Genomic DNA, 25,709 nt, shown 5'->3' with positions numbered 1-25,709 from the left:
GGGTTTTCGACTGGCAGGATCGGACCAGCCGGCAACCTCCGCCGGCAGTTCCCTCACGATTGCGGCAGCCGGCAGCCGACACCCGATCCGCCTGCCCGACACCTCACGACGAATCGCGAGCGGGTTGGCTTCAGGACGTTTGCGCGGTGGACGTCAGGAAGATCTCCCTCATGCAGACGTGCTGCGGCTGCGCATAGGCGAAGCACACCGCGCGTGCGACGTCGTCGGGATGCAGCACCGAAGCCAGCGAACTCATCCACTCGCGAAACATCGTCTTGGCGGACTCCGACGTGGTGGCGTCGAGCAGGGGCGTGTCAACCACGCCCGGCGCGATGGTCGACACGCGGATATTGTGCTGGCCGAGATCGGCGCCCAGCGCGGCCGACATGCCGTGCACCGCGAATTTCGATGCGCAATACGCCGAATGAAATGGAAAGGCCTGGCGGCCGGTGATCGAGCTGACGTTGAAAATGCTGCCGCGCCGCCGCTCGATCATGCCGGGCAGCACGCTCTGAATCGCGTTCATCGTCCCGACGACGTTCACGTCCAGCATGGTTCGCAGTTCGTCGGCCGATTGTTCGAGCGGCTCGCCGAGCAGCATCGTTCCCGCGCTGTTCACGAGGCAGTCGACACCGCCGAACTGCGCCTGCGCGGCCTGCACCGCGGCCCGCACCGCACACTCGTCGGTCACGTCCGCCGCAACGCATGCGGCGTTGGGCAAATCGAGCGCCTGCAGCTCCGCCAACCGCCGCGACACCAGCAGCAGCGGATGCCCGAGCGCCGCGAACGCACGCGCGACCGCCGCGCCAATGCCGGAGCTCGCGCCCGTCACCATCACCAGCGGCAATGTCGTCACGACGCGCCTCCCGTGCGGACCCCGCGGTCGCGCTTGCGCTGCGCGCGTTGCTGCACGTCGGCATACATCGCCTTGACCGCATTCGCCGTGAAGAACGCCATGTGCTCGTCAAAACGTCCCGGATGGACGATCGAGAACGGGGCGGGCGGCCGTTTGCCGAGCGTCGCCTCGTAAAGCGGGCCGATCGGATCGTTCATGTGCGAGTTGCGGAAGTTGTGCGCGGTCTGGGCCGCGTTTTCGGCGCCCGAAATCGAGGCGGTCGGCGTGTTGTCTTCCGGACTCACACCGATCTGCGTCTTGACGAACTGGATGTGCTCGTCACGCCATGTCCGCACGTACTGGTACACGTAGACCGTCTGGCGAATCATCGCGGCGAGCGCCGGTTGCGTGTTCAGGCGCAGCACCTGTTGCGCCTGCTCGAGCACGGCGTCGTCGTCGCGCGCGGCAGTGTCGTTGAACGCCATCAGCCGCAGGCGGAGCGAACGGACCAGCAGCGGGTAGATCGTCAGGAACAGCCCCTTGCGCAGATTGTGCGAGTGAGACCCGCTCGTGATGCCAAGCGCCGGCCGGATCGCGAAGTAGGCCTTCGGACTCAGCGTCCGCACGATCGGCTTGATGTTGTCGGTGACGATCTGCAGCAACTTGTTGCACAGCGCCAGCGACGTCGCCTCATGCTCGAACGACTCGTTCGCTTCGTTCACGAGCGCCAGGATCGAATCCGCGATCACGTCGTTGACGAGGCCCACGAGGACTTCGCTGATCTGGTGGTACGCACGGAACTGCATCAGGTACGTCGGATCCTTGAGGTCGACGCAGGTGACCGCATCGCGCACCTCGTCGTTCTGCACGACCCGCTGATAGAACTGCTCGGCGCTCTCGCCCTCGAGACGAAACACGCCCGGCACGCGAACGTGGCGCAGCACGGCCAGCCAGATCGTTTCGTAATTGGTATTGACGAAGGTGTGAAAGAACGTGAAGCGCTGCGGATCGTCGAGGTCCTTCTCCGAAACGTCACCGACCGCTTCCGGCGCCGATTTCAGCGCTTCGTACATCGCTTCGGTTTTTTTCGCGGCAGCCTGATAGGTGGACGAATCCTCGATCGACAGAAAGTCCCCGCCATTGCGCCCGAGATCCGTTTGCACCAGCAACTGCGAAAAGCGGTACAGGGAATCGTTGAAATGATTCATCCACGAAATCTTGACCGACACGTCGCCGAAGCGGGAATGGCTGACGTCGTCGATGATCCGGTCGGCGAGGACGGAAATGTTATTCAGGCAGATTTCCGTCCCTCTGAAGATGGCGACAATACATTTTGCATCGATTTGCTGCTTTTCGCAGTTTATGAGTCGATCCAGGTATTTCACGCCATGCAGAAGTTCGTAGTTCGCAAGCACCGCGGTGCTGTCGATCTCCGCATGCGTCGAGAACGCCTCGCGACGGCGCGAGATTTCGTCGAGGTCCAGTGATTTGGCGAGAAGCTTCTCCGTCGCGTGTTCCGCGGTGACGGGGAGATTGCTTTTGCTGCGCAGGAACGACGCGATTTCTTGCCGAATCGACCGGGCCGATTCGCTCTCAGGTGCTTTCACTTCCATTTAAAACCTCTCGATGGTCCGATGTTGATTTAATTGATTTTCAAGACGTATCAGGGTGGAGCGGGGGAGGATTGTATCGACTATTTTCTCGAAATGATCGCTGTCAGAACAGACAGCTTTATTCACGCCGATGACACCTGATGCTTGTGTCAGGGATATCTGTCAGATATTGCAGGTTCACGACAACGGATTTTGATTGTCTAATCACATTCCGCAACAGTGATTTGATATTTAATATATTTTTAGCATGTTCAAAGAAACGTGCGGTTTGCAAATCGGGTAAATACAGAATGATGCGGACGGACGATATCGCCCCGCGCCTGCGGGCCAGCATGGCCCAGGTTCTCGGAGCGCCGCTCCATTACGGTTTTCTCGCGGCGTTGTGCCGCGCCGGGGTGCGGGGCATCGATGGCGGCAACGACACGACCATCACGATCCGCAGACGCTCGGCCGTCGGCGCTGCGCCCCCGGCGATCTCGATCGGATCGCCCGAGATCGCCGGGGCTTTCCGCACGCTGGTTCGACGGGTCGCCGATCGTCTCGACGCGGCGGGGGGCGCGGACGCCGGCGCCGCCATCGATCAATGGGAGCTCGAGGTCCGCGGCGGCGCGCACGGCCCCATCCTGCTGCGGCCGCACGACCCGACGCACGCGAACGCATGGCAGGTGAGCGTTGCCGGCGCGCCGGCGCTCGCGGCCGCCATCGGCGACAGGTGGCGTCACACCGCAGCCGAGCTCGCCGATCAGCTGGCCGTCGATCCGATCGTCGACGTCACCCGCGTGCTCGCCGGACGCCCGGCGCGCGACGCAAGCGATGCCGTGCTGACCCTGATTCACGGCGCCGACGGCAGCGTCGTGCCGTTCGCGCCGCTGGCCGCGCGGCTGCCGTTCATCGTCAGGGCGTTTCGCGGGGTGCCGGCGCAACTCGCGCAGGCCACCGACCTGAAGGACCTCGCGCACCGCTATGTCGATGCCCTGTGCGAGATCGATGACCGGCCTTTCCACTGGATCGGCGGTCACTCGTTCGGTGCGGTGGTGGCGCGCGAAATGGCCGCCCTGCTGGAGCAGCGCGGCAAGCGCCTGGGCGTCGTGGTCAGTCTCGATCCGTCGCTGGCCCTGGCGGCCCGCGAGCGTGTGAGCGACGACCGCACGGAGCGCGTCACGCTGCTCAAGGCGATGTTTCCGCCGGCGGAAGCCGATCGCGTCCTCGCCGAATCGCCCAGCGACAGCGAAATCGACGCCTGCCTGCGTCGGCGCATGCCCGCCGCCCGCCTGCGCGAGGTGCTCGACATGCGCCGCACGTGCCTGGCATTGCTGAAGTCCCACCGCACCGCCGCGGCCCCGGCCGCGCGCGTGGCATGCCTGCACGCACGCGAGCCGCTGCTGCCCGACTGGCATGCGCACGCGCTGCAGCATCGCGTGCAGGGCATCGAAGTACCCGGCAATCACTTTTCAATGCTCTCGGAGCCGCACGTCGCCTGTGTCGCTTCGATCGTTCAATCCCTTCGTCCTGAATCCTGCGATGACTGAACCCATCTATTCACCCCACATCCCGCATCTGGCCTTCGAGCAGCGCGCCGCAGCGGCACCCGATCGAATCGCGGCCCTCTCGGAGCGCGAAAGCGTGACCTACGGTGAGATGAACGCGCGCGCGAACCGGCTGGCGCGTTTCCTGCGCGATGAAGTCGGCATCCGCGCCGGCGAGGCCGTCGGCGTGTGCACGGATCACGATCCTGTCAGGCTCGTCGCGTTACTGGCCATCCTGAAGTGCGGGGCCGTCTACGTGCCGGTCGACGCCGCGTGCCCCGAGGACCGGATGCGTCACATGGTCCAGCGCGCGCGCATCGCGTTCGTGCTGACGGCCCTGGAAGGTCGTGCGATGACGCAGCTCGGCGACGTGCCGCAAAGCGACGTCTATGCGGCGTTGAATCGGGCGAGCCAGTTGTCGTCCGACAATCTCGGGCTGGGTGCCGAACTGCACGATCCGCTCTACATCATCTTCACGTCCGGTTCCACCGGGCTGCCGAAGGGCGTTGCCGTCTCGCATGCCGCGGCGTGGAATCACTTCAGCTGGATCATCGACTACCTCGGTTTCCGCGAGGACGATCGCTGGCTGCAAAGCATCAACCCGTGTTTCGACCCCTCCATGCACGAGCTGCTCGCGCCGCTGACAATCGGCGCGACGGTGTGCTTTCTCGGCGGCACGCACCGGATCGACAGCGTCGAGATCGTGGCCGCGATCCGGCGGCATGCGGCCACGCACATCACCACCGTGCCGACGATGTTCAACCTCATCACGCAAACGCCGGGCTTCGATCAATGCACGAGCCTGAAGGCGATCTGCGTCGGCGGCGAGGTCTTCCGTCCGTCGCTCGCGGAGCGCGCCCGGCGCCTGTTGCCCAACACGGTCGTCCACAACGTGTACGGGCCGACGGAGGCGACGATCATGGCGAGCGCATGGCCGTTTGACGACGCGCCGCGGGATTCGCTGCCGATCGGTGCACCGGTTTCGCACACGCGCTTCTACCTGCGTCGAACCGCGGCGGACGGCGTGACCGACACGATCGTGCCCACGACGCCGGGGGAGGAGGGCGAGCTCTGCATCAGCGGCGCGGCGCTGGCCAACGGCTACGTGAACGACGCCGCGGAAACGGCGCGGCGCTTCATCGCGAATCCGCTGTTCGAGACCGGTGACCTGCCGGTGTACTCGCGCATCTACCTGACGGGCGACATCTGCCGGGTCGATGCAGACGGCCTCGTCCACTGTGTGGGGCGCGTGGACGACCAGGTGAAGATCAACGGCCAGCGCGTCGAACTGGCGGAGATCGAATCCGCGGTGCTGCGCTCGCCGCTGGTTCGCGATGCCACCGCGCTCGTCGTCGGCGACCGGCTGACCGCCATTGTGGTTCTGGCCGACGGCCACGACACCGCGTGGATGCGAACACTGAGCGAAACCGCTGCCCACGCGCTGCCGGCCGCCTGGCTGCCGAAGGACTGGGTCGCGGTCGCGGAGATCCCGCGCCAGGCGACGAGCGGCAAGGCGGACCGGCGCGCGCTCGTCGACCTCTGCCGCCAGGCCAGCGAGCGCACCCGGGCGGATGACGTGCCGGCCAACGACGTCGAGTCCGAAATCGGCCGCGCGCTGGCCCAGCTGATCGGCCTGGGCAGCGATGCGTTGATCGACCGGGACGAACCGTTCGCGGATATCGGGCTCGATTCGCTGGGCGTACAGGCGCTGTCGCTGCGGCTCAGCGCCACCTTCGGGGTGTCCCTCCGTGCCGAAGACATGTTCGAGTACTACACGATCGACCTTCTTTCGCGGGAAATCCACTCGCGGCTTGCAACGGCATGAGAACGACACCGGACGCCGCGCGCAATGGCGCGCGCGGCACCGGGTCTTCCAGACGGAGAATTCATTTGGATACCGATGTACTGATCGCCGGTGGCGGTCTGGCTGGCCTGTATGCCGCCTATGAACTGAAGAAGCGTCACCCCGGACTGCGGGTTCGCCTGGTCGAGATGCTGTCTCGCATCGGCGGCCGGGTGCAGACCGACGAGATGCTCGCCGGCGCATTCCGTGCGGAATACGGCGCCGTGCGAATCGAGCCCGATCTTCAGCCGCTCGTCGACGCCTTCGTGCAGGCGCTGGGCGTCCCCGTGCAACCCATTTCGTCGCACGAGGCGGGTTCGTCGATCCGTCCGTGTGCGGCGAAGCTGACCGAGGACGAGCGCGCGCTGCTGGCGGATCCGCGCGCGCACGATCCGCCCTGGGCGCTGCTGATGCATGCGGTGCGCGTGATCGTCGCCGACCAGTGGGACCTCGACGGCGACCGCTTCGACCGGCCCGGCCGGGCCGAGGCACTGGCGAGATTCCGGACGGACGCCCGGTTCGGGGGCGTGCCGCTTTACCAGCAGGGTATCTGGAACGTGCTGTCGAACGTACTGAGCCATGAAGCGGTCGAGTTCACGCGCGAGAAGGGGGCGTTCTACAACTTCAAGAACGCGAATCCGAATGCCGCGGAATGGATCGCGACGCTGCTCGACCTGCGCCTGCTCGAGCGTCCGTCCTACCTGCCGGTCGGCGGCATGCAGACGCTGATCGACTACGCGGGGCGCGCGGTGCGCGCACTGGGCGTCGACGTGGTCGTGGATCACGCGCTCGTCGACTTGTCGGAGCAGCCCGACGGCGCCATCGCCGCGACGATCGAAGACGTGTCGACTGCGGAGCGGCGCCGCGTCGTCGTCCGGTGCGGGCGCGTCGTGCTCGCGCTGCCGCAGCGCCCGCTCCGGGCGCTTGGCCGCTGCCTGCCGCCGGCCGTGACCGCCAGCCTCGATGCCGTCGTCCCGTTCCCGATCACGTGGGCATGCTGCGTGGTCGAGGACCCGTGGTGGAACGCCGACACGCCGCCAGGCAGCGGCGAAGGCGCGATGGTCCGGGCCGCTCATTTCGAGGTCCACCCCAGCCAGCCGGAACGGTACGGCATGGCGATGTTCTACAGCGATGAACCGTGGCATCAGTACTGGGCCAACCTGATCGACACGGAAGAAGGCCGCCGCGGCTGGCAGTCGGCCCCGTACCGCAACCGGGGCGAGCGCCTGAAGGCGGCGCTCGTCCGGACGCTGCAGCAGACGTTCTCGCGCGACGACACGCCGCGCATCCTCGAATGGGGCATCCGCGACTGGAGCATGGCGCCGTTCGGCGCCGGCGTGCACTTCTGGCGTCCCGGCTACCGCTCGGCGGACGTGATTCGGCAACTGGCCGCCTTCGGCATCGGCGCCGATCCGGCCAACCGGCGCGTGCATATCTGCGGCGAGGCCTATTCGGACCTGCAGGGCTTCTTCGAAGGCGCCTGCCGTTCGGTGCAATGCATGCTGCAACAGATCGACGCGCAGAACGGAACGGAAAAACACAACGCAACGACGGAGTCGAGCAATGAAGCAGCGTGAACGGGTACCGGAGGAAATCTCCATTGTCGGCATGGCGTGCGAGTTGCCCGGAACCGCCCATTCGCTCGATGCTTTCCGTGCCGTGGTGCTGGACGGGCGGGAAGCGACCGGGCCGATGCCGGCCGGCCGTTTCGGCGCGGACGGCGCCGCGACGCCGCCGCAAGCGCTGCACGGAGGCTTCCTTGCCCGCTCGCCGTGGGCATTCGATCCGGCGGTGTTCTCGATCGCGCCGAAAGAGGCCATCTACATGGATCCGCAGCATCGGTTGCTGCTGGAAACGAGCTATCACGCCATCGAGGACGCGGGCATCGACCCGTCGTCGCTGAGGAAGCAGCGCTGGGGCGTGTTCGTCGGCCTGAGTACGCTCGACTATGCACGCCGGATGGCGAGCAGCGACGACTACAACGGCTTCCTGAGCCGCGGCGCGCTGGGCAGCATGGCCGCGGGGCGGATCGCCTATCATCTCGGCCTCGAAGGCCCGGCATTCGTCGTCGATACCGCCTGCTCGTCGTCGCTGGTGGCGGTTCACCAGGCACTCGGCGCGCTGGCCGCGGGCGAATGCGACGCGGCGATCGTGGCCGGCGCGTCGCTCATGCTGACGCACGATTACAGCGTGGATCTGGCACAGGCCGGCATGCTGGCCGCCGACGGTCGCTGCAAGACCTTCACGCGACACGCCGACGGCTTCGCGCGCGGCGAAGGCATCGGCGCCGTCGTGTTGATGCGCCAATCGGACGCCGTGCGCACCGGCAAGCGGATCTACGCGAACCTGCTCGGCAGCGCCGTGAACAGCGACGGCCGCAGCAACGGCATCACCGCGCCTTCGCAGGCCGCCCAGCGCCGCGTGATCGAAGACGCGCTGTCGAGCGCCGCGCTGACGCCGGCCGACGTCTCCTATGTCGAAACACACGGGACCGGCACCGACCTCGGCGATCGAATCGAGCTGTCGGCGCTCGCCGACGTGTTCGGCAAGCGCATGCATCCGCTGTATCTCGGGGCGGTCAAGGCCAATATCGGCCATTGCGAGGGAAGCGCCGGGATCGCGAGCCTGATCAAGGCGGCTCTGTGCGTGTCCGCGCGGCAACTCGCGCCGCATTGCATGGCCGACGATATCAGCGAGGATCTGCCGCTTGCCCGCTTCCAGGGCGTGATCCCTGCGACTGCCACGCACTGGCTGCCTGGCGATCCGGACGGGCGGCTGATCGCGGGTGTCAGCTCGTTCGGCATGAGCGGCACCAACGCGCACGTCGTGCTGGGCGAGTCGCGCGCCCATCGTGCGGCCACGCCGGCGGCGGAGCGCCGCAGCGGCGCAAGCCTGCTGTTCCTGTCGGCCCGCACGCCGGCGTCGGTTCAGGCGCTGGCTGACGCCTATGCGGATGCGATCGAGGCATCGCCCGATATCGACCTGCACGCGCTGTGCGACGCGGCGCTGGCGAACCGCCAGGTGTGGCCGCATGCGTCGATCGCGGTCGCGGCCGGCAACCCGGCCGAACTGGTCGAACGGTTGCGCGAGCGTTGCGCCGCACCGGCCCCGACGACGCGGCTGCAGCGCGTCGCGATGGTCTTCACCGGGCAGGGCAGCCAGTACGCCGGCATGTCTCGCAGACTGTTCGACGCCAACCGGCGATTCCGCGCGTTACTCACGGAATTCGCGGATCACGTCGACCGCATCGTCGGCTGGAGCACGCCGTTGCTGCCGCGCATGCTGGCCACCGGGCAGGCTGCGGGCGCGGCGCTGCCGCTCGTGCGCGAACAGCGGACGTCCCAGCTCTCGCTGCTCGTCCTGCAATGCGCACTCGCGCGGTTCTGGCAGGAACTCGGGTGCCGGCCCTACGCCGTGCTCGGGCACAGTGTCGGTGAATATGCGGCGGCGTGGTTCGCCGGCGCATTCGACTTCGACACGGCGGCCCGCCTGGTGCTGGCGCGCGCCGATGCCATGGAGCGGGCGTGTACGGTCAGCCCCGGAAAGATGCTGTCGATCGCTGCGCCGCGGCAGATCGTCGAGGCACTGATCGACGAGGTCAATCACGGCCTGCCGTCGGCCGCGCTGTGGCTGTCGGCGCTGAACGCACCGGAATCGACCGTGATCGCCGGGTCCGAGGCGGCCGTGCTGGCCGCCGCGGAGCATGCCCGGCGGCAAGGCCTGACGACCCTGCCGCTCGACACGCAGGGCGCGTTTCATACGCCGCTGATGCAATCCGCGGCAGACGAATTCGCCGCGCATGCGGCGCGTCTCCTGGCCGGCGACGTCGCGGCGACGCGACCGTCCGTCCGCTTCGTGAGTTCCGTCGAAGGGTGGGTCGGGTCCGTGCAAATGGACGCGGCACCGGGTTCGCCGGCCTACTGGGCCGAACAGATCGTGCGGCCCGTCGATTTCGCAGCGGCCGCCGCCGGGCTCGTCGGCGACGACGTCGACGCGGTGCTCGAAATCGGGCCGCGTCCGGTGCTCTGCGGCCTCGTCGCGGCCACCGCGCGGGCGGCACGGCGCGGGTTGGCGTGCCTGCCCAGCATCGACCGGCGCGGCGCCGACGACGAAACGTTCCTGCGTGCTGCAGGACGCCTCGCGGAAGGCGGCGCACTGGACATCCGGAAGGCCATGCAGGCATTCGGCGATGCGCGGGCCGCCGAGCCGTTCGTCGAACTGCCGACATATCGTTTCGACCACACGCTGCTGCAACCGGCGTCGTGGCCGCACACCGTCTCCCGCGCGAGCACCCGCGCCGCGCCGCCACAGCCGCTGCGCGATGCGCCGGCCTGGTCGGGCATCGACTTTCGCGCGACCTTGCAGGTCGACCTCGGCACGCCCGCGCTGGACTGGATCAATCAGCACCGGATTCACGGCCGGGCGATCGTACCCGGCGCGTTCTACCTGTCGACAGGTGTCGCGCTCGCGATGCAGGCTATCGCGCAAACGCCCCGACAGGGTCCTGCCGGCGCGATGATTCAGCTCGACGATCTGACGGTCAGCCGGCCGCTCGCCTTCGACGATCCGGCGGCGACGCACGAGGTGGCCTGCCAGGTGACCGGTCCCGCGCACGATGGCCGCTACACGATCGTCTATCGACTGCCGGGCGATGGCGATGCCGAACTGGCGCGCGTGCACGTCGCAGCGGAACACGCGCCGCTGCCGCCGTCGAGCGGCCGGTTCGACGAGCAGCCAGGCGAATGGGCGCGACCGGACGCGTTCTTTGACGAATATGCGCGTCGGGGCGTCCAGTACGGCCCGCTGTTCCAGCGGATCGCCGCCTACCAGCGCGTCAGCGACACCGAGGTACGCTGCCGCATCGCACCGCCGGACGCGCAGCCGGCGCTGCCGCTCAGTCACAGTGCGTTCATCGACACGTGCTTCCAGTCGCTCGGTGTATGCCGAGGCCGTCCGGAAAGCGCCTATGCCCCCGTCGCACTCGAGTCGATCCGGATCGATCCGCACGCGCGCTGGTCGTCGGCGCTGACTTGCCGGGCCGTGCTTCGGGAGTCGAGCGACACGATGCTGGTCGGCGACGTGCTCGTCCAGGACGAATCCGGCCGGGACGTTGCCATACTGCATGGCGTGACCTGCGTGCGCCTGTCGGCAAGCGCCGCCGAGCGCCATGACGTGCACTTCCGGGTCGAATGGGTGCGCGACGGTGTCCCGGCATTGCCGGCCGGCGCGTCGCTGACCGGCGAAACGTGGCTGTTGCTCGCACCGGCGGATGCACCGGCGCCCGATCGCTGGCACGAGGGCCTTGCCACGCGCGGGGCAGCAAGCCGCTTGCTCGCGTTGCCGGGGGAGTCGCAGCGCGACGGCAAGCCGATCGACGAACCGCAGGCGGACGGTGCGCGAGTACGCACGATCGTCGTCTGGGCGCCTCACGCGTGGCTGTCCGGCGCAGCGTCCTACGGCACGGTCGCCGCTTTCGTTCGCGACGTGCGGCGCAGCATCGAGACGGTGTCGGACCGACAACCGGGACAGCCGCTACAAGTCTGCCTCGTGACGGAGACGGGTCACGCCGCGCCGGACGTGCTGGGCGCGGCGACGATGCAGGCGCTCGCGGTTCATTTGCAGGCCGAACTGCCCGCGCTGGACGCGGCACAGCTCGAATTCGCCGTCGCGGGCGATCGCGTCGTCGACGCGATCCTCGCGGTACGGGACGTCAAGCCGGGCATCACGTCGCGGCGCATCGCGACACCGCTATGGCGTATCGACGACGCGGGGCTGGCGCGCCGCGAAACCGTGGCCGGCCTGCCGGAAGTCGACGGCGATAACGCGCTGCAGCCGCGCAGCGACGGCCGCTACCTCGTGACCGGTGCGTTCGGCGGGGCGGGCAAACATCTCGTCGACCATCTTGTCGACGATTGCGGATGCCGGAACCTCGTGCTGACGCGCCGACGCGCGTTGACGCCGGACGACGAGGATCACCGATGGGTGGCGGGCCTGCGCGAGCGGTCCGGCGCGACGATTCAACTGCTCGTCGCGGATCTGGCCGCCGCCGAGGTCGACGGTGCGTGGCTGACTGCCCATGCCGGCGCGCTGGACGGCATTTTTCACCTGGCCGGCGCGACCGCCGACCGGAACATCCTGGACACCGACGCGGCGCAACTCGACACCGTTCTCGGCGCCAAGTTGCGCGGGGCGTCGGTGCTCCACGACTACGCGTGCGGGCAGCCTTCGATCGGGTTCATCGTGTATTTCTCGTCGCTGGCGTCGCTGGTCGAGTCGCCGGGCCAGATTTCGTATGCGATCGCGAACGCGGGGCTGCAACGGCTGGCCGCGCACGGTGCTTCGCTCGGCCTGCCGGCCATCGTGGTCGACTGGGGGCCGTGGGCGGACACCGGCATGTTGAAGCGGGTGGGGGCGCGTACACCGTCGCGCTCGCTGCGACGGCTGCAACCGCTCGCCCCCCAAGCCGCGTGCGCGGCACTGACCGCCGCGATGGCGCGCATCGGGCACGGTGCGCATCTGGCGATTTATCGCGTCGTCCCGGAAGCGCCCGCACGATCGGGCGACACGCTCGCGACACGCGACGCGGCCGCGATCGGGCCGGCGTCGGCCACGACGACAGCCGACGGCGCGTTCGCGCTGCTGACCGGGCTGATCGCCGCGGAAACGGGCCATGCGCCGCACCAGATTGCCAGGACGTCGACGCTGGACGAACTCGGGCTCGATTCGGTCGGCACGATCCGGATTCGCAGCGAACTGCAGGGGCGGCTCGGGCTGAGCCTGCCCGCGAGCCTGTTCTTCGACAGCGCGACGCTCGCCGATATCCATGACCGGCTGGTGGAGTCGATGAGCCAGGCGACGGCGACGGCTCACGCCGAGGCCGCGCCCGTGAAGGAGGGCGGTGCACCGGCCCGCGTACCGCTTTCGTACAATCAGTTTGCGATCTGGTACGAGCAGATCCGCCACCGCGACAGCCGCGCCTACAACTGCGCAGTCGGCTGGCGCGTGGCCGGCGAGGGGCTCGACCTGGATCGGCTGGCGGCGCGATGGCGCGCGCTGCTTGGCGAACACGAGTTGCTGCGCGCGACGTTCGACGAAGTCGAGCACGAGCCGGGATACGTCATTCATGCGCTTGACGAAACGCTCTCGCGTTGCGCGATCGCGACCGAGGACGCCGCATCGGGTGTCGACGTCGACGCGCGGATCCAGGCGTTGCTGGCCGCGTCGCCCGACCTCGCGACCGACTTCGCGACCCGCGTGAACGTGCTGCGCGTGTCGCCGCACGAATGGTATCTGGTCGTGACGTCGAATCACCTCGTGATGGATGCCGCGACCATTTTCATCGTGGGCGTCCAGCTTCTTCAGGCGATGTGCGGCACCACGGCACCGCTGGTCGATTCCGATGCACCCTATCGCGACTTCGTGGCCACGCAACGGGCACTCGATGCGACGACCCTGACGGCCGCACGCGCATTCTTCGTCGAGCGGATCATCGACGGCGACGGCGTACCCGTCAGCGTCGACCTGCCGGTGGATCGGGTGCGCACGGAGCAGGGCGCGAAGACCGGCGGCACGGTGCGCGTACCGGTGTCGCGGCGCCTGGCCGACCAGCTCAACGCGATGCCGGGCGGACGACGCGCGGCCGTGCACCTTGCCACGTGGCTGTTGCTGCTCGCGCGATACTCGAACCAGAATCGCGTGATCACGGGCGTCGCGTTCAACGGTCGTTCGGCACAACGCTGGCGCAACACGGTTGGCCATTTCGTCAACGTGCTGCCGCTCGTCAGCGAAGTCGACGAAAACCAGACCGTCACGGCGGCGGTCGACCGGGTCCGGCGTGCACTGTTCGAGTTGGTCGATTACCAGGACGTCCCGCTCGCGCTGTTGATGCGCGACGAACGCCTGCGCTCCGCCAGCAGTTCGGCAGGGCTGTTCCAGACGTATTTCAACTACTTCGATGCCTCCGAGATGGTGGTCGACGTCGGTGCCCGGTGCGACGCGACACCGCTCGACATCACGCAGCAGGAAGCGCAATTCGACCTGAGTGCATGGGTGACGCAACGTCAGCACGATTGGGCGATCGACCTCAAGTACGCCGATGCCGTGTTCGACCGCGCGACGGTCGAACAGATTGCGGAGCATTACGCGACGCTGCTGGTTGCGTTGTCCGACCCCGGTCATGCCGAACGCGAAGTGGGCTCGATCACGATGCTGGCCGCCGACCAACTGCGGTTGCTGGCATCCGGGCGCGGCCCGGTGCCGCGCGACACGCGGGATGTCGATCCGGGCGACACGGCATGCGTGCACGAGCAGTTCGCACGGCGCGCGCACGAGACGCCGGATGCGGTCGCCATCGAATGGGGCGAACGACGGCTGACCTATCGTGAGTTGAACGCGCTGGCCGATACGGTGGCCGATACACTGCAAAGCCAGGGCGTCGGCAGCGAGACGACCGTCGGCATCCTGATGCCGCGTTTCGGGTGCCCGGAATCCGTCATCGCGATCCTCGCGATCTGGAAATGCGCTGCCGCGTACGTCGCACTCGACCTGAAGCATCCGGCGGCGCGCACGGGCTACATGATCGACACGGCCCGCTGCGCAATGGTGTTGACGCAACGGCACCGGCTGTCCGACGACGTGCGGCAGGCGCTCGCCGAGCGCGACGCGCTGGGGCTGTGCAACGTCGTGCTTCGCGCGGACCACACCGCGATCGACTGCGACGTCGTGCAAGCCGGCCGCGTGCAGCATCACGCTCGACTGGAACCGAACGGCGACTACGCCGAGCGCGGCGGCAAGCTCGCTTACGTGCTGTTCACTTCCGGCAGCACCGGCAATCCGAAGGGCGTGCTGGTCGAGCATCTGGGCCTGACCCAGCGCCTGCGCTGGATGGAGCGCCATTTCGGCTTCTCGGCGCGCGACCGGTTCCTGCAAGGGACGGTTCTGACGTTCGATATCTCGGTGCCCGAATTCTGCCTGCCGCTGATGACGGGCGGGGTCGTCGTGCTGATGGACGAAACGGACGGGCCGGCCGGCCACGCCGCCGTGTGCGTACGCCACGACGTGACCATGATGAGCACCGTGCCGTCGCTGCTGAACCTGCTGCTCGAGCCGCTCACCCGCTGCCCGACGCTGCGCCATGTGATTTCGGTCGGCGAGGCCTTGATGCAGCCCGTGGTGCGCGCGTGGCTCGCGTCGGGCACGACCACGACGCTCAACAACCTGTATGGACCGACGGAAGTGACGATCTATGCGACGCATCATGCGTGCACCCGGGTACCCGACGGGCCGGGCGCATCGATCGGCGTCGCGTGCGACGGGGTGCGCTGCTGGGTGCTGGACGCACGCGGCCGCCCGGTGCCGCCCAGCGTGCCCGGCGAGCTGTACCTCGGCGGCAGCGGCGTGGCGCGCGGCTACATCGGCACGCTCAAGGCGCCCGACGCGTTCTCCGCCAATCCGTACCAGGACGGTGCGACGCGCATGTACCGCACCGGCGACATCGTCAAATGGCGGCGCGACGGCGAACTCGACTACATCGGTCGCAACGATTTCCGCGTGAAGCTGCGCGGGCTGCTGGTCGAGCTGGGCGAGATCGAACACGTGCTGATGTCGCACCCGGGCGTCCGTCACGCGAGCGCACTCGTGGTCGATGTCGGCGCCGCCTCGTCAGTCGGACGGCAGATCGTCGGCTGCGTCATTGCGGACGGGTTCGACGAGCCTGCCGTGTTGGCCGGCGCGAAAGCGCGGTTGCCGGATTACATGGTGCCGTGGCGCCTGATGCTGTTCGACGCATTTCCGTCGAACAGCAGCGGCAAGGTCGACCGGAAGGCACTCACGGAACGCGTGCTGGCCCGGATCGAGCAGGACGCCGATGCACGGCGTCCCGCCGACGCGGCGGAGGCGTTGTCGCCGGAACAGGCGGCCTTGTGCACGCTATGGAAGACGCAGCTCGACCTGGCCTCGATCGGGACCCGCGAGAACTTCTTCCAGCTCGGCGGCGATTCGCTGTCGTTGACGCGCATGGTCCTCGCCGCCGAACGCGAGCTCGCGCTGAAGGTCGATTTCAGCCGCTTCCTGACCAACCCGACGATCGACGGTTTCCTTGCCGCATGTGCGCACCGGCCCGACGGGGCGACGACGACGAACGACGCCGTCAACCGGCAGGAGGATGCGCCGTATGCGGCGGATCTGGCGGCCGCCGCGACGCTGCCGGCATTCACGGGGACGGCGGCGAAGGCAGCGGACGCCTATCTGCTGACCGGCGCGACCGGGCACCTCGGCGCCTGGCTGCTGCGGATGCTGCTCGAGGAAACGCACGCGGACGTCTACGTGCTGGTGCGCGGCAACGACGACGCCGACGCGCGCGCGCGTCTCGACGCCCGCTACCGTGCCATGTTCGGCGGCGCGCTGCCCGTCGCGCGTGTCCGGATCTGCCGCGGCGACGCAACCTTGCCGCGGTTCGGCATGGACGACGACAGCCATGCGCAGTTGCTGACCCATGTCACGCAGGTCGTGCATTGCGCGGCGCACGTCAATCACGCGGCCGACTACGCCTTCATGCGCGAGGGCAACGTCGGCGCGAGCCGGCACGTCCTGGCGTTTGCGGCGGCCGCGAAAGTCGCCCACGTGCACTACATTTCGACGCAGTACACGGAGCTCGGATCGCTACCAGAACAATGGCTCGACCACGCGGCGATCCGCGCGTTGTCGTCGGGTTACGAACGCTCGAAGTTCGTGGCGGAAGCCTGCTTCGCGCAATCGGTACTGCACGGCTATCCCACGTCGATCTATCGGCTGCCGCTGCTGATCGACGACCGCGATCCGAACCTGAAACGGCAGAACCATTTCGTCGCGTTCAGCAATAAGTGCGTGGCGATGGGCGCTTACCCGGATCTTCCCGTTGCGGTGCCGGTCATGCCGACGGAACACGTGGCCCGCTACATCGTCCGTCGCAGCAAGGTCACCATGATGTCGGCCGTGCGCAACGTCCATATCGACGATCTGGATTTTTGCGCGATCGTGGCGCGGCTGCGCAACGGGTCGACGCTGCGCGGGATACCGGCCGCCGAATGGGTGGCCCGCGCCCGCGACGAGACGCCCGAATCCGATCCGTTCTTCAGGATGTTGCCGCTGTACAGCGCGCTCGGCGACGGCGTGGGGTGCGGGCGGCCCGTTGAACATGCCGCGTATCTCGACGAACTCGGCCGGCTGGAAATGCCGGCCGCCGACGACTCGGGCAACTGGCTGCTCGACACGACCGCAGCTTGCCTGGACCGGCTCGCGGCGCTTTGATCCCTTTCCCTGAACCCGGACGGACGGTTGCCCGTCCGTCCGCACGCTGACCATGAAGACATCCAAACTTGCCATTGCCTCGCTGTTCCTGACCATCTTTGTCGATGCCGCCGGAATCGGCATCGTGTTTCCCGCGCTGACGCCGATGCTGCTCAACAACGAAACCGGCCTGTTTGCCGCGTCGGTGAGCGAGGCCACGCGCTATCAGATCTACGGCATCGTGCTGGCGCTCTATCCGCTGGCCATGTTCGCCGCGTCGCCGCTGCTCGGCGACATGTCCGATCGGTACGGCCGCAAACGTGTGCTGCTGCTGTGCCTGGGCGGCAACGCGCTCGGCATGCTCGGCACCGCTGCCGGCGTGTACGCCGGCAGTCTGTGGGGGGTGCTCGTCGGCCGCGCGATCTGCGGCCTGACCGCCGCGAGCCTGCCGGTTGCGCAGGCGGCCGTCATCGACATCAGCACGCCCGACACGAAAGCCGGCAACCTCAGCATGATCACTGCGGCGAACGGCGTGGGATTCGCGATCGGGCCGGTCATCGGTGGGGTGTTTTCCGGCACGGGCGGCAGTGCGTTCGGCGTCGCACTGCCGTTCGTCATCGGTGCCGCCCTGGCGGCGCTCACGCTCGCGTTCGTGATCGCGTTCTTCTCCGATCGTCGCGCACACGACGGCACCACGCCTGCGCGACGCACCGGCGCATGGCGTCGCATCGTCGCGAATGCGGCATCGCCGGTACTCCGCACGCCGCTCGTCATCCTCGCGGTGTTCCTGACCGGCTACTACATCTTCTTCAACTACATGTCGGCCTTTTCCCTGCTGCGGTATGGATTCGACGCGTTCTGGGAGGCGATGCTGCTGTCGTTCTACTCGGCGTGCTTCGCCGTGTCGCTGCTGTTCATCATTCCCGCACTGGCGAAGGCGTTTTCACCGCGACAGAACCTCATGGGCAGCCTGATCGCGCAACCGGTCCTGATCGCACTGGTGATGCTGGTCGACGCCCCCATCAGCCTCTGGGCGGCCGTGCCGCTGCTCGCGCTCGCCGTCTCCAACTGCTATGTCACGCTGCTCAGCATCGCGTCGAACCGCGCGACCGCCGACGATCAGGGGCAGGTGCTGGGCGTCGTCTCGTCGATCAATGCGCTTGCCTGGGGCGTCGCCCCGATCGTGACCTCGTTGCTGCAGCCGCACTCGATCGTCCTCCCGGTCGCGACGTCCGCGCTCGTGCTCGTGTCGGCGTGTGTGCTGGGCGGCCGCTTCTGCAACCAGGCGATCGAACTCGAGGTCAGCCGATGAGCCCGCGTCAAGGTCATTCACCGCGAACCAACTGGAGAATTCAATGAATCCCAACACTCCCCAACTGCCTCATCCGCTGGGATTGCGGCGTGTCGTCGTGACGGGGCTCGGCCTCGTGACTCCGCTCGGCGTCGGTGTCGAACACTCGTGGCGGAACCTGCTCGCCGGTCGAAGCGGTATCACGACCATCGATCGCTTCGACACGTCGAACCTGCCTTGCAAGATCGCCGGGCTGATTCCCGCCGGCAATGCGCGCGACGGCGGCTTCGATGCGACCGAATGGGTCGAGGCGAAGGAAGTCAAGAAAATGGATCCGTTCATCGTCTATGCGATCGCGGCCGCCACGGAAGCGCTCGACGACGCACAATGGCATCCGGACGACCGGGCGCTGCAGAATCGCACCGGCGTCATGGTCGGTGCGGGTATCGGCGGCCTGCCGGGCATCGAGGCTGGATCGCGACAAATCGAGCGTGCGCCCGGCAAGCGGCTGTCGCCGTTCTTCATTCCGTCGAACCTGATCAACCTGGCCGCCGGCCAGATTTCGATCAAGTACGGCTTTCGCGGCCCGACGCACGCAACGGTCACGGCATGCGCATCCGGTGCCCATGCGATCGGCGATGCGGCGCGCCTGATCGCGCTCGACGACGCGGACGTGATGATCGCGGGGGGCGCGGAGGCCGCCGTGTGCGAGGTCGGGATCGCCGGTTTTGCCGCGGCGAAAGCGCTGTCCACGGGCTTCAACGACACGCCGGAGCGTGCGTCGCGGCCGTGGGATGCCGACCGCGACGGCTTCGTGATGGGTGAGGGCAGCGGCATGGTCGTCCTCGAGGAATACGGGCATGCGCTGGCGCGCGGCGCCCGGATCTACGCGGAAGTGATCGGTTACGGCATGTCGGGCGACGCTTATCACATCGTCGCGCCGCCGGATGATGGCGACGGCGCGGCCCGCGCGATGCTGGCCGCCCTCAAGCGTGCGCGCATCGAGCCGGACGCCATCGACTACATCAATGCGCATTCGACGTCGACGCCCGCCGGCGATCTGGCCGAGATCGCCGCGCTGAAACGCGTGTTTGGCGAGCATCTGTTCGGTGGTGCGTCGGTGTCCGCCACGAAGGCGTCGACCGGGCACCTGCTCGGCGCCGCCGGCAGCGTCGAAGCGGTGTTCGCGCTGCTGGCGCTCCGCGACCAGGTCGCACCGCCGACGATCAACCTCGATCGCCCGGCCCCCGAATGCGACGGCCTCGATCTGGTGCCGAACCGCAGCAAGTCGCGGCCGGTGCGTTACACGCTGTCGAATTCCTTCGGCTTCGGCGGAACGAACGCCGCGCTGATATTCGGCCCTCCGCCGGCAGACGCCTGATCCAGGGGCATGCCGGACAGCCCGTCCGGCATGCCCTTGACGTCACAGGGCATCCGTCCGGATAGTCACTTGCATATTAGAAGTCACGATGTTAGCCTTCACGCCATGAGAACGACCAGCTTTAAATCGATGGAGTGCCCGACCGCGCGCGCACTCGACTGCATCGGCGAATCGTGGACGCTCCTGATCCTGCGGGATGCGTTGCAGGGGTGCACACGTTTCGACGAATTCCAGCGCAGTGTCGGGATTGCAACCAATACGCTGACGCGCAGATTGAAACGCCTGGTCGATCAGGGCCTGCTGGAGCGCCGGCGCTACATGACGCGACCCACGCGTTACGAGTACGTGCTGACGCAGATGGGCATCGACCTGTTCCCGCTGCTGGTCGTGCTGTTCGATTGGGGGAGCAAGTACCTCGTCAACGACGGTGTCGCGGTTCAGCAGATCGATCGGGAGAGCGGTCGGGTGCTGGAGTCCGTGGTCGTCGACAGGAATGACCTGCAGCCGATTACCGTGGATCGCGTCCTGCTCAAGGCAGGGCCGGTCGCGTCGGCTGCCGTGCATGAACGTGTCGAGCAGGTGCGCGAGCTGCGCGAAAGTGCGTCGGGCAGCTAACCGCTCCCGTACTGTTGGCACCAGCCGGACTCGCCCCGAGTACCGGCCATGAAATACCGGATCGACCCGCGCGGGGCGCCGCTTGTCGGCGGGCGAGCGCGGCGTTTCCGATGGTGTTGACGCGTGCTTACGTTCGAGATCAGTGAAGAGTCAATACGGAGTTTGAATTGGTAGACGAATTCATGCCTATCCTTCAATCGCAGACGATGGAGGAACTCGGGGCCCACGTGGGAAGTTTCTGCCGCGAGGCCGGATACCAAACTTATATGTATTCGGTTGTCTCGTCCGGGTCCGCCGGCGAGACGGCCTTCAGTCACATCATCTCGAACTGCCCGGCCTGGCAGGATGTCTACGCCGAGCGCCGCTACGCGAACATCGACCCGATACTCGCCCACGCACGCACGTCCTCGCTGCCGCTGCGATGGGAGCGCGCGATGTACAGCTCCGGCGAGCAGCGGTGCCTCGAAGCGGACGCGCGTCGCTTCGGTCTCGTTCACGGCCTGAGCTTGCCGGTGCGCGGCCATCGCGGCGACATCGGCGTGCTGAGCGTTGCCTCCGACGGCTCTGAAGGCATCCCGGCGCACGACCTCGGCCAGACCGCGAAACTCAGTCTGCTTTGCGCGTATATCGAGGAAAAGGTCACCATGATCGCGCGGGAAACCAAAGGGCAGGGCACCACGCGGATGTCGGGCATGAGTTCGCGCGAACGGCAATGCCTGCAATGGTGTTCCGCCGGCAAGACGAGCTGGGAGATCGGTGAGATTCTCGGCATCACCGAGCGAACCGTAAATTTTCATATCGGCAATGTCGTTCGGAAACTCAATGCCAAGGGCCGTCGCCATGCGGTGACGAAGGCCATCTCGCTCGGGCTGTTGTGCGTCTGACAAGCACGCATCGGTTGTCTTGCGGCTTGGGTCTGATTGTTCCGTCAAGCTGGCGGAGGGGAACGGAACAGTCATCGATCGGCGGCACTCGGGTCCTGACAGCGGTTAGCGTCCTTCGCCCGGTGTCTCGACATCGATCGCGTCCGGCTTGCCGTGCTCACGTGGCCTGCCGACGAACCGGCGAATTCGGCGGGTCGTCAACGCCTGCCGTTCGGCTGCACGTCCCGGCTTCAAGCCCGTGTCCACCACGGCCTGGATTACCTTGAGTCGATCAAGCTCTCGCATCGTCAGTGTCACCAATCCGGCTGGCTGCATGGTCGGCTCCGCGCTCGCTCAACGAGCCGTCCAGCATGCCAGCAGTCAAAAACACGACATCTGTAAATAGCCAGAACACGACATTAGGATATGGCTGCTACAACCAAAACTGTCGATAATGTTGATTATGTCAAATACGATATTTCATCCCCAAACCCCACGACAAGCAGCCTCCAACCGACCGCTGCCGCACTTTTGAGCGCCTTCGGAAACGCTCAGGCAACCGGATTCAACCACTCCGTCAGACCTTCACGCGCGTTCAACTCGATGAACGTCGGCATCGCGCGAAGCTCGTGGATATAGCGCGCCAGATTCCTCCACGTCGTTGCCGGACGCGGCATGTTGCGCGTCCAGCGCATGAGCATCAGCGCCAGGAAGTCGACCGTGCTCAACCGATCGTTGATCAAATACGAACGGCCATCGGACAGCAGAGTGTCGAGATGTGCCATCGATTCCTCGATTTGCCCTTGCGAAAACGTCTTCACCATTTCAGCGCATCGCGGATCCCCATCCGTCTCCGCATAGAACCAGTTTCGCATCGCCGGCAAGACGGAATTGGCGAGATAGATCATCATCTCGAACCACTCGGCACGTTCAGGCGAGCCCGGATCCGGAGCCAGGCGCGGCTCCGGATGACGTTCGGCGAGCAGCATCAGCAACGCGGCCGATTCGGTCCGCGGTTTGCCATCGACGACCAGCGTCGGCACTCGGCCCGCGGGATTCAACCGCAGGTACTCGGGCGTATGCTGCGCCCCCGTATCGATATCGACGAGGCGCGTTTCGAACGGCACGCCGAGTTCGATCAACATCCAGTGCACGGCCATGCTTGCCGCGCCGGGCGAGTAATACAGAACGTAGGACATGGTCTGAATTCGTCTCTTTGAATTGAAATGTCTGTGACTCGTCTGCACGGTAATCGCATTCAATCAACACAACGCTCGAAAATCACCTGTCGAAGCGACCTCACTCCCCCACCACCTCCGCCTGACGATCATCCCGTTTCGCCACCGTCGCCCGCCTGCCGCGTCGCCCGACCGACGCCACGACCCGAAACGCTACCGGCGCGAACACGAGCCCGAACACCGTCGCCGCCAGCACACCGCCGAACGCGCCCGTGCCGATCGACCGTCGGCTTTCCGCCCCCGCGCCCGTTGCCAGCACGAGCGGCACGACGCCCAGCAAGAACGCCATCGACGTCATCACGATCGGCCGGAATCGCGCAGCGGCCGCGTCGACCACCGCCTGCCGCAGCGGCACGCCATGCACGACCAGGTCGCGCGCGTATTGCACGATCAGGATCGCGTTCTTCGCCGCCAGCCCGACCACGGTGATCATCCCGACCTTGAAATACACGTCGTTCGGCATCCCGCGCGCGAGCGCCGCCGCGATCGCACCCATCATGCCGAGCGGCACGATCGTCAGCACGGACAGCGGAATCGTCCAGCTTTCGTACAGCGCGGCCAGCGCCATGAAAACCGCGAGCACCGACAACCCGACGAGCAGCGGCGTCTGCCGCGCGGCAACCTGCTCCTCGCGCGCCGCATCGACCCAGTCGAAGCCGATCCCGGCCGGCAGCGCAGCGGCAAGCCGCTCCATCTCCGCCATCGCCGCGCCCGAACTCGTGCCTGTCGCCGCCCGGCCGCTGATGTCGAGCGACGGATAGCCGTTGTACCGGTTCAGCATCACCGGCCCGATCGTCCAGTGCGGCGCGGCAATGGCCGACAGCGGCACCATGTCGCCGGTACGGTTCGGCACGGTCAGCGCCATCAGCTGCGTATCGGTTGCGCGTGCAACCGGATCGGCCTCGATGATCACCCGCCGCATCCGGCCCGACGCCGGAAAGTCGTTGATGTAGTTCGAGCCGAACGTGCCGCCCAGCAGCCCCGCGATCCGCTCGAACGGCACGCCGAGCGCGTACGCCTTCGCGCGATCGACATCGAGCTCGATACGCGGTGCGTCCGGCAGGTCTTCGAAATGCACGGCCGAGAGCAATGGGCTCGCCTTCGCGCGTTCGGCAAGCTGCTCGCGAGCCGCCTTCAACGCATCGAGCCCGACCCCACCGCGATCCTCGAGCCGGAACGTGAAGCCGTCCGAATGCCCGATGCCGCGCACCGACGGCGGCAGCGCCGCCTCGACGTCGCCGTCGAGGATCGCACTGAACCGCCCGTTGAGCCGGTCGCGCAACGCCATCGCATCGACGTCGCGCTTCGCCCAGTCCTTCAGTTCCACGAACGCCATCCCGACGTTCTGCCCACTGCCGACGAAACTCCAGCCGATCACGCTCGTCACGTTCGCAATCGCCGGCTCCCCGTGCAGGATGGCCTCCACCCGCTCGACGACCGCGAGCGTGCGCGCCTGCGTGGCGCCCGCCGGCAACTGGATCATCACCTGCAGTTGCCCCTGGTCCTCGGTCGGCAGGAAGCCGCCCGGCATCATCCAGTACAGCAGCCCGCACGCGATCACGAGCGCCGCGTAGACCACCACGACCATGCCGGTGCGGCGCACCGCAAACACGGCGACGCGGCAATAACCGGTTTCGGCGCGCGCGAAAGCCGTACCGAACCGGTCGGCCAGACGCGCGCCGATGCCGCGTCGCCGCGCACGGCCGGCGCCGCGATCGTGCCGCGCGACCGGCTTCAGCAGGTTCGCGCACAGCGCGGGCGTGAGCGACAGCGCCATGAACGACGACACCAGCATCGACGCGATCATCGCGACCGCGAACTGCCGGTAGATGCCGCCGACGCTGCCCGGGAAAAATGCCATCGGCACGAATACGGCGGTCAGCACCGCGGTCACGCCGACGATCGCCCCGCCGATCCGCTTCATGGCCCGGCGCGTGGCGTCGCGCGGCGACACGCCCTCCTCCATCACGCGATGCACGCTCTCGACGACGACGATCGCGTCGTCGACCAGGATGCCGATCGCCAGCACGAGGCCGAACATCGTGAACACGTTGATCGACAGCCCGAACGCCCACATCGCGACGAACGCGCCCATCAGCGTGACGGGAATCACGACGGTCGGCACCAGCGTGTAGCGCAGGTCGCGCAGGAACAGCCACATCACGCAGAACACCAGCACGACGGCCTCGACGAGCGTCAGCACGACTTCGTGGATCGCGATCTTGACGAAATGCGCGCCGTCGAACGGAATCTCGACGGCGACGCCCGGCGGCAACGTCCGCGAGAGTTCCGCGAGCCGCGCGCGAATCGCATTCGACGTTTCGAGCGCGTTGCCGCGCGGGCCGAGCTGGATGCCGACCGTTGCGGCCGGCCGGCCGTTCAGCCGCGAATAGAACGAATAGTCGTCGCGACCGATCTCGACGCGCGCGACATCGCCCACACGCACCACCGAGCCGTCCTGTTTCGACTTCAGCACGATCCGGCCGAACTCCTCGGGCGACGTGAGCTGGCCCTTGACCACGACCGTCGCGGTGAGCTGCTGGCCGCGCACGAACGGCGCGTCGCCGATCGCACCGGCCGTGACCGTCGCGTTCTGCGCGCTGATCGCCGTGATCACGTCGTCGGCGCCGAGGTCGTATTCGCGCAACTTGACCGGATCGAGCCAGACCCGCAGCGCCTCGTCGGCATCCCACAGCTCGGCCGCACCGACACCCGGCGCGCGCTTCAGCTCGCGCAGCACGTAGCGGTTCAGGTAATCGCCGAGCTGCGCGGAATCGCGCGTGCCGTCGGTCGACGTCAGCGTGACGAGCATCAGGAACGTGTTCGCCGCCTTGAACACGCCGATCCCCTGCTGGACGACCTGCTGCGGCAGCCGCGGCTCGACCTGCTTCAACCGGTTGTTGACATCGACGAGCGCGATGTCCGGATCGGTGCTGGGCGCGAACGTCACGTCGATCTCGAGGTTGCCGTGGCCGTCGCTGCTGGTCTCGTAGTACAGCAGCCCGTCGGCGCCATCGAGGCTTTCCTCGATGACGCTGCCGACGTCGGCATCGACCGTCTCGGTCGACGCGCCCGGATAGGACGCGGTGATCACGACCCGCGGCGGCGCCAGGCGTGGATACTGCGCGATCGGCAGCTGCGGAATGGCGAGCACGCCCGCGACGACGATCGCGAGCGCGACGATCCACGCAAAGACGGGACGGTCGATGAAGAATGACGGCATCGGCGAGTGTCGGCGA

At 67.1% G+C, this 25,709-nt stretch carries 13 protein-coding genes and 1 pseudogene; 9 read left to right on the top strand and 5 right to left on the bottom strand.

The window, feature by feature from the left end; translation table 11 throughout:
* Positions 1–130: 130 nt before the first annotated feature.
* Together QZM35_RS11260 and QZM35_RS11255 are read right to left on the bottom strand one after the other, a co-directional pair.
* Positions 131–856 (bottom strand): SDR family oxidoreductase, encoded by a 726-nt coding sequence (locus tag QZM35_RS11260; RefSeq protein ID WP_217481523.1) that lies wholly within the window; start codon positions 854–856, stop codon positions 131–133.
* Positions 853–2,043, bottom strand: coding sequence for a hypothetical protein (locus QZM35_RS11255; protein ID WP_143329832.1), 1,191 nt, complete (start codon positions 2,041–2,043; stop codon positions 853–855). Before QZM35_RS11255 ends, QZM35_RS11260 begins: the two co-directional genes overlap by 4 nt.
* Before the next feature lie 36 nt (positions 2,044–2,079).
* Here QZM35_RS11255 and QZM35_RS11250 point away from each other — a divergent pair, with 36 nt between their 5' ends.
* From QZM35_RS11250 to QZM35_RS11210, 9 genes are all read left to right on the top strand, one after another.
* Positions 2,080–2,322: a hypothetical protein gene (locus QZM35_RS11250; protein WP_143329833.1), complete on the top strand. Its 243-nt coding sequence runs from the start codon at positions 2,080–2,082 to the stop codon at positions 2,320–2,322.
* A 458-nt stretch (positions 2,323–2,780) separates the two neighbouring features.
* Positions 2,781–3,977: a thioesterase domain-containing protein gene (locus tag QZM35_RS11245; RefSeq protein ID WP_301775913.1), complete on the top strand. Its 1,197-nt coding sequence runs from the start codon at positions 2,781–2,783 to the stop codon at positions 3,975–3,977.
* Entirely contained in the window at positions 3,970–5,799 is a 1,830-nt protein-coding gene (locus QZM35_RS11240) for an amino acid adenylation domain-containing protein (RefSeq protein WP_301776057.1), read from the top strand. The genes QZM35_RS11245 and QZM35_RS11240 overlap by 8 nt, the downstream gene beginning before the upstream one ends.
* Positions 5,800–5,864: 65 nt before the next feature.
* On the top strand, positions 5,865–7,394 hold the full coding sequence (locus QZM35_RS11235; protein ID WP_301775912.1) for an FAD-dependent oxidoreductase: 1,530 nt from the start codon (positions 5,865–5,867) through the stop codon (positions 7,392–7,394).
* A complete protein-coding gene (locus QZM35_RS11230; RefSeq protein ID WP_301775911.1) occupies positions 7,381–17,103 on the top strand; it encodes a non-ribosomal peptide synthetase/type I polyketide synthase in 9,723 nt (3,240 codons plus the stop codon). Before QZM35_RS11235 ends, QZM35_RS11230 begins: the two co-directional genes overlap by 14 nt.
* 52 nt (positions 17,104–17,155) lie before the next feature.
* Positions 17,156–18,394 carry an MFS transporter gene (locus QZM35_RS11225; protein WP_301775910.1) on the top strand — a complete coding sequence of 413 codons (1,239 nt, stop codon included), beginning with the start codon at positions 17,156–17,158 and terminating at the stop codon, positions 18,392–18,394.
* A gap of 76 nt (positions 18,395–18,470) precedes the next feature.
* Complete coding sequence (fabF, locus tag QZM35_RS11220; protein ID WP_206148705.1) at positions 18,471–19,754, top strand: beta-ketoacyl-ACP synthase II; 1,284 nt, start codon at positions 18,471–18,473, stop codon at positions 19,752–19,754.
* A 105-nt stretch (positions 19,755–19,859) separates the two neighbouring features.
* The gene (locus QZM35_RS11215) at positions 19,860–20,369 is read left to right on the top strand and encodes a helix-turn-helix domain-containing protein (RefSeq protein ID WP_089425478.1); all 510 of its coding nucleotides are present in this window, start codon (positions 19,860–19,862) and stop codon (positions 20,367–20,369) included.
* A gap of 167 nt (positions 20,370–20,536) precedes the next feature.
* Positions 20,537–21,253: a LuxR family transcriptional regulator gene (locus QZM35_RS11210; protein ID WP_089431111.1), complete on the top strand. Its 717-nt coding sequence runs from the start codon at positions 20,537–20,539 to the stop codon at positions 21,251–21,253.
* Between the two features lie 150 nt (positions 21,254–21,403).
* Here QZM35_RS11210 and QZM35_RS11205 read toward each other — a convergent pair.
* From QZM35_RS11205 to QZM35_RS11195, 3 genes and pseudogenes are all read right to left on the bottom strand, one after another.
* Positions 21,404–21,568, bottom strand: a pseudogene (locus QZM35_RS11205) (ISNCY family transposase); the annotation flags it as partial.
* 215 nt (positions 21,569–21,783) lie between these two features.
* Positions 21,784–22,431, bottom strand: coding sequence for a glutathione S-transferase family protein (locus QZM35_RS11200; protein WP_089431113.1), 648 nt, complete (start codon positions 22,429–22,431; stop codon positions 21,784–21,786).
* A gap of 100 nt (positions 22,432–22,531) precedes the next feature.
* Positions 22,532–25,693, bottom strand: a complete 3,162-nt coding sequence (locus QZM35_RS11195) for a multidrug efflux RND transporter permease subunit (protein WP_301775909.1) — start codon at positions 25,691–25,693, stop codon at positions 22,532–22,534.
* Positions 25,694–25,709: the final 16 nt, after the last annotated feature.

The sequence above is a fragment of the Burkholderia sp. AU45274 genome (assembly GCF_030482505.1).
Taxonomy (GTDB): Bacteria; Pseudomonadota; Gammaproteobacteria; order Burkholderiales; family Burkholderiaceae; genus Burkholderia.
The sequence above is the reverse complement of the archived record's forward strand: the minus strand, read 5'-3'. Positions and strand labels throughout refer to the sequence as shown.